This window comes from Massilia cavernae, from assembly GCF_003590855.1.
GTDB classification, from domain to species: domain Bacteria; phylum Pseudomonadota; class Gammaproteobacteria; order Burkholderiales; family Burkholderiaceae_D; genus Telluria_A; species Telluria_A cavernae.
This window is the reverse complement of the sequence record NZ_QYUP01000014.1, coordinates 23,182-29,181: the sequence shown is the minus strand read 5'-3', so window position 1 is coordinate 29,181 and position 6,000 is coordinate 23,182. Positions and strand designations below refer to the sequence as shown.

General features: G+C 68.5%; 5 protein-coding genes. All 5 read left to right on the top strand.

The genetic code is table 11. The features are described from left to right. Window positions 1–1,602, top strand: a 1,602-nt coding sequence (locus D3872_RS01695; RefSeq protein WP_119809187.1) for an efflux RND transporter permease subunit, incomplete at its 5' end; no start/stop codon positions are given. Beyond that, a complete protein-coding gene (locus D3872_RS01690) occupies window positions 1,599–1,811 on the top strand; it encodes a hypothetical protein (RefSeq protein WP_119809182.1) in 213 nt (70 codons plus the stop codon). The genes D3872_RS01695 and D3872_RS01690, both read left to right, overlap by 4 nt. A gap of 10 nt (window positions 1,812–1,821) precedes the next feature. Beyond that, a complete protein-coding gene (locus D3872_RS01685) occupies window positions 1,822–4,014 on the top strand; it encodes a long-chain-fatty-acid--CoA ligase (protein WP_119809181.1) in 2,193 nt (730 codons plus the stop codon). 103 nt (window positions 4,015–4,117) lie between these two features. Then, window positions 4,118–5,098 carry a quinone oxidoreductase family protein gene (locus D3872_RS01680; protein ID WP_119809179.1) on the top strand — a complete coding sequence of 327 codons (981 nt, stop codon included), beginning with the start codon at window positions 4,118–4,120 and terminating at the stop codon, window positions 5,096–5,098. Between the two features lie 10 nt (window positions 5,099–5,108). Continuing rightward, complete coding sequence (locus tag D3872_RS01675; RefSeq protein WP_119809178.1) at window positions 5,109–5,957, top strand: TauD/TfdA dioxygenase family protein; 849 nt, start codon at window positions 5,109–5,111, stop codon at window positions 5,955–5,957. Window positions 5,958–6,000: the final 43 nt, after the last annotated feature.

The window sequence follows — 6,000 nt, the reverse complement described above, 5'->3', positions numbered from 1 at the left end:
TACACCCGCTGCGTGCGCTCCACCGTGCTGGTGGTGGCGTGCTCGCTGGTGGCGGTGCTGTGGCAGCTGGGACTGGTGGCGGCGCTCGGCTTCTCGCTCGACCCGTTCTCGATCCTGGTGCCGTTCCTGGTGTTTGCGATCGGCGTCTCGCACGGCGCCCAGAAGATGAACGGCATCATGCAGGACGTGGGGCGCGGCACGCACCGGCTGGTGGCGGCGCGCTACACCTTCCGCCGCCTGTTCCTGGCAGGCCTGACGGCGCTGCTGGCCGACGCGGTCGGCTTCGCGGTGCTGATGACCATCGATATCCCGGTGATCCGCGACCTGGCCATGACCGCCAGCATCGGCGTGGCGGTGCTGATCTTCACCAACCTGCTGCTGCTGCCGGTGCTGCTGTCGTATGTCGGCGTGTCGCCGGCGGCGGCGGCGCGCTGCGTGCGCGACGAGGCGACGGCGGCGCCGCCGCGCGGCCTCGGCCGCCTGTGGCTGGGGCTGGAGCGCTTCGCGACGCCGCGCTGGGCCGGCGCCACCGTGGCGCTGGCGCTGCTGCTGGCCGCCGGCGGCTATGCGGTGTCGACCCGCCTGCAGATCGGCGACCTCGATGCGGGCGCGCCCGAACTGCGCGCCGATTCTCGCTACAACCGCGACAACGCCTACATCACGGCCAATTACTCGCTCTCGTCCGACCAGTTCGCGGTGATGGTCAAGACGCCGCCGGAAGGATGCCTGCGCTACGAGACGCTGGTCGAAGCCGACCGCCTGGCCTGGGCGCTGCAGCAGGTGCCGGGCACCCAGACGACTGTCGGCCTGGCCGACGCGGTGCGCCAGGCCACGGCCGGCACTTCCGAGGGCAGCCCCAAGTGGCTGACCCTGTCGCGCAACCAGGACGTGCTCAATTACGGCGTGCAGCAGGCTTCGGTCAACAATCCCGACCTGTTCGACCGCGGCTGCTCCCTGATGCCGGTGATCGCCTACCTGTCCGACCACAAGGCCGCCACGCTGGAGCGCGTGGTGCAGGCCGCCGACCAGTTCGCGCGCGAACACAGCACGCCTGAACGCCAGTTCCTGCTGGCGGCCGGCAGCGCCGGTATCGAGGCCGCCACCAACATCGTGGTGCGCGAAGCCAACCACCGCATGCTGTTGTACGTGTACGCCGCCGTCATCGTGCTGTGCTTCGTCACCTTCCGCAGCTGGCGCGCGGTGCTGGTCGCGGTGCTGCCGCTGGTGCTCACCTCGATCCTGTGCGAGGCGCTGATGGTCACGCTCGGCATGGGCGTGAAGGTGGCGACCCTGCCGGTGATCGCGCTGGGCGTGGGCATCGGCGTCGATTACGCGCTGTACCTGGTGTCGGTGCAGCTGGCGCAGCAGCGCATGGGGCAGCCGCTGGCCGAGGCCTACCGCCATGCCCTGCAATTCACCGGCAAGGTGGTGGCGCTGGTGGGCGTGACGCTGGCGGCCGGCGTGGTGTGCTGGGCCTGGTCGCCGATCAAGTTCCAGGCCGACATGGGCATCCTGCTGACCTTCATGTTCACTCTGAACATGGTGGGCGCGCTGGTGCTGGTGCCGGCGCTGTCGCACTACCTGCTGAGGAAGGCGCCATGAGGCGCCGTCCGCTGCCGCTGGCGCCGGAACTGGCCGCGCGCATGCAGGCGCTGCGTGCCCGCGGCGCCTCGTTCGACCTGATCGCCGCCTCCCTCAACCAGATCGGCGTCCGGGCTCACTTGGGCGGGCGCTGGTATGCCGCCAGCGTGCGGCTGGCGCTGCGCAAGGCGGGCGCCGCGCCCGACGCCGCCAAAACCAACAATGACTAAGGAGTTTTCCATGCTGGGTTTAATGCAGTATCAATCGTTGCAGGTGTCGTCCCTGATCGAACACGCCTGCCATCATCACCCTGAGCGCGAAATCGTCTCGCGCACATCGGAAGGCGGGATCCACCGCACCACCTACGGCATGGTCGGGCAACGCTCGCGCCAGCTGGCCAACGCCCTGGTACGGCTGGGCGTGCGGCCGGGCATGCGGGTCGCCACGCTGGCCTGGAACGGCTACCGCCACATGGAGCTGTACTACGCCGTCGCCGGCATCGGCGCGGTACTGCACACCATCAACCCGCGCCTGTTCCCCGAGCAGATCGCCTACATCGCCAACCACGCCGAGGACGACCTGCTGTTCTTCGACATCGGCTTTGCCGGCCTGGTCGCGCAGCTGGCGCCGCAAATGAAAACCGTGCGCGGCATGTACGCGATGACCGACCGCGCGCACCTGCCGGACATGCCAGGCGTGGGCTGCTACGAAGAGCTGATCGCGGCCGGGAGCACTGACTTCGTGTGGCCGGAACTGGACGAACACAGCGCCGCCGCGCTGTGCTACACCTCGGGCACGACCGGCAATCCGAAGGGCGTGCTGTACTCGCACCGCTCGACCCTGCTGCACGCGATGGCCGTGTGTGCTGTCGACGGCCTGGGGCTGTCGAGCGCCGACACTGCGCTGGTGGTGGTGCCGATGTTCCATGTGAACGCCTGGGGCATGCCGTATGCCGGCGCCTTGTGCGGCGCGCGGCTGGTATTCCCCGGCCCCGCGCTGGACGGTGAAAGCGTGTACCAGCTGCTGCGCGACGAAGGCGTGACCTTGGCGCTTGGCGTGCCGACCGTCTGGCAGCTGCTGTTCCGCCATGTGGAGCAACAGGGACTGGCGCCGCAGCAGTTGGCGCTCGAGCGCGTGGTGATCGGCGGCTCGGCCGCCCCGCTGTCGATGATCGAAACCTTCGAGTCGCTGTTCGGGGCCCAGGTGCTGCACGCCTGGGGCATGACCGAAATGTCGCCGCTGGGTACCGTGTGCCGGCCGCTGCCCAAGCACGCCAGCCTCGATACCGCGTCCTACCGCCGCCTGCAGCAAAAGCAGGGCCGCCCGGTGTTCGGCGTCAGGCTGAAAATCGTCGGCGATGACGGCCACGCGCTGCCGCACGACGGCAAGAGCGCGGGCCGCCTGCTGGTACGCGGGCACTGGATCGCAAGCAGCTATTTCGGCCAGGAGCCGGGGGCGGCGCTCGACGCCAACGGCTATTTCGACACCGGCGACATCGCCACCATCGACCCCGACGGCTACATGATGATCACCGACCGCGCCAAGGATGTCATCAAGTCCGGCGGCGAATGGATCTCGTCGATCGACCTCGAAAACGCGGCCATGGGGCACCCGGCGCTGGCCGAAGCTGCGGTGATCGGTATTGCCCATCCGACCTGGCAGGAGCGTCCGCTGCTCATCGCGGTGCGCAAGCCGGGCCAGCAGGTCAGCGGCGCCGAGCTGCTGGCCTGGCTGTCGGGCCGGGTGGCGCGCTGGTGGTGCCCGGACGAGGTGGTGTTCGTCGACCAGCTGCCGCACACTGCCACCGGCAAGATCCAGAAGCTGCAGCTGCGGGAGCAGTTCCGCCATTACCTGCTGGCGCAGGCGCCGACGCTGCTGATCGTGCCGGGCCTGCGCGGTCACGTGCCCGACCACTGGCAAACCCTGCTGGCCGAGGCCACGCCCGGCGCGCGCACCGTGCCGCCGCTGGAAACCGACGGCCTTAGCTGCAGCGCGCGCGTCGCCGCACTCGACCGGGCGCTGGCCGCCATCGACGGTCCGGTGATCCTGGTGGCGCACAGCGCCGGCGTGCTGACAGTGGCGCACTGGGCGGCCAGGCACCAGCGTTCGATCGCAGGCGCGCTGCTGGTCACGCCGCCCGACCTCGAGGTCGATTGGCCGGAGCCGTATCCGCAGCCCGACACGCTGCGCGCCAACGGCTGGGCCCCGCTGCCGCGCGCCCCGCTGCCGTTCCCGGCGCTGGTGGCGGCGAGCAGCAACGACCACCTCGCCAGCCTCGACGCGGCGCGCGCGATGGCGTCCGACTGGGGCGCAGAACTGGTGGAACTGGGGCCGGTCGGACACCTGAACCCGGCCGCGGGCTACGGGCCATGGCCGCAGGCGGCTGAACTGGTGGCGCGCCTGGTGGAAGCGGCCGCGGCTGTCGCGAAATGAGAATGCGCTGTCACGCGATGCACGATGAGGCCACCATACGCGGCACTATACTCGTTGCAATAGCGGGCAGCGCCCGTAGCCAGCACTAACGAGGAGAACAGACATGGCAAAGGCAGTACGTTTCAATACCACCGGAGGACCCGAGGTACTCTACCTGAAGGAGGTCGAGGTGGGCGAACCGGGACCGGGCGAAGTAAGGGTGCGCCATGTGGCGGTCGGCATCAACTATGCCGACACCTATTTCCGCAACGGCACGTATGCGGTGCCATTGCCGAGCGGAATCGGCGTCGAAGCGGCGGGCGTCGTGGTGGCGCTGGGCGCCGGTGTCGACCATCTGGCGCTGGGCGACCGCGTCACCTATACCGGATTCATCAACACACTAGGCGCTTATTCGACCGAGCGCGTGATCGCCGCCGCGCCGCTGATCAAGCTGCCCGAGACGATCTCGTACGAGGCCGCCGCCGCCGCCACCATGCGCGGCCTGACCGCGGCCTACCTGATGCGCCGGATCCACGCTTTCCGCGAAGGCGACACCATCCTGCTGCATGCGGCGGCCGGCGGCGTCGGCCTGATCGTGTCGCAGTGGGCCAGGCTGCTGGGCCTGAAGGTGATCGGCACCGTGTCGACTCCGGCCAAGGCCGAGCTGGCGCTGGCCCACGGCTGCAGCCATGTGATCAATTACAGCACCGAAAATGTCGCCGAGCGGGTGCGTGCACTGACCGACGGTGCCGGCGTCGACGTTGTGTACGACAGCGTCGGCAAGAACACCTTCATGGCATCGCTCGATTCGCTCAGGAAGCGCGGGCTGCTGGTATGCGTCGGCACCGCCTCCGGCCCGGTCCCGCCGTTCGATCCGGTGCTGCTGGCGATGAAGGGTTCGCTGTTCGTGACCCGACCGGCGCTGGCCGACTACATCGCCGACCCGGCCGAAAAGGCGGCGCTGGCCGGCGAGCTGTTCGACCACATCGGCAGTGGCCGCATCAAGATCGAGATCAACCAGCACTACGCGCTCGAGGACGCGGTCCATGCGCACCGTGACCTGGAAACACGCAAGACCACCGGTTCGTCCATTTTCGTAATCTGAGGAGGCTGCGATGCAGGTAGAACAACTCACTTGCGCCATCGGCGCCGAACTGACCGGCGTGAACCTGACCGACGCCATCCATGACGACGGCCTGTTCGCCGAAATCCGCGCCCTGCTGCTGCGCCACCGCGTGCTGTTTTTGCGCGCGCAGGACTTCAGCCGCGCCGAACACGTGGCGTTCGCACGCCGCTTCGGCGAGCTGGAAGACCATCCGGTGGCCGGCAGCGACCCCGATCATCCCGGCCTGGTACGGATCTACAAGAATCCGGACCAGCCCAACGACCGCTACGAGAACGCCTGGCATGCCGACGCCACCTGGCGCGCCGTGCCGCAGTTCGGCGCGGTGCTGCGCTGCGTCGAGTGCCCCCCGGTGGGCGGCGACACCATGTGGGCCAACATGGCGCTGGCCTACGAGCGTCTGCCCGACGATATCAAGCTCAAGATCGAAGGCCTGCGCGCGCGCCACAGCATCGAGGCCAGCTTTGGCGCCGCGATGCCGATCGAGCGCCGGCTGGCGCTCAAGGCGCAATACCCCGACGCCGAGCATCCGGTGGTGCGCACCCATCCGGAGACGGGTGAAAAAATCCTGTTCGTCAACGCCTTCACCACCCATATCACCAATTACCACACGCCGGAGCGGGTGCGCTTCGGCCAAGACGCAAACCCGGGCGCCGGCCAGCTGCTGAGCTATCTGATCAGCCAGGCCTACATTCCCGAGTTCCAGGTGCGCTGGCGCTGGCAGCCGGGCAGCGTGGCGATCTGGGACAACCGCGCCACCCAGCACTATGCCGTGATGGACTACCCGCCCTGCCACCGCAAGATGGAACGGGCCGGCATCGTCGGCGACCTCCCCTATTAAATAAACAGCACCCAAACAACAGCCAATTCGCACAAGGAGACAA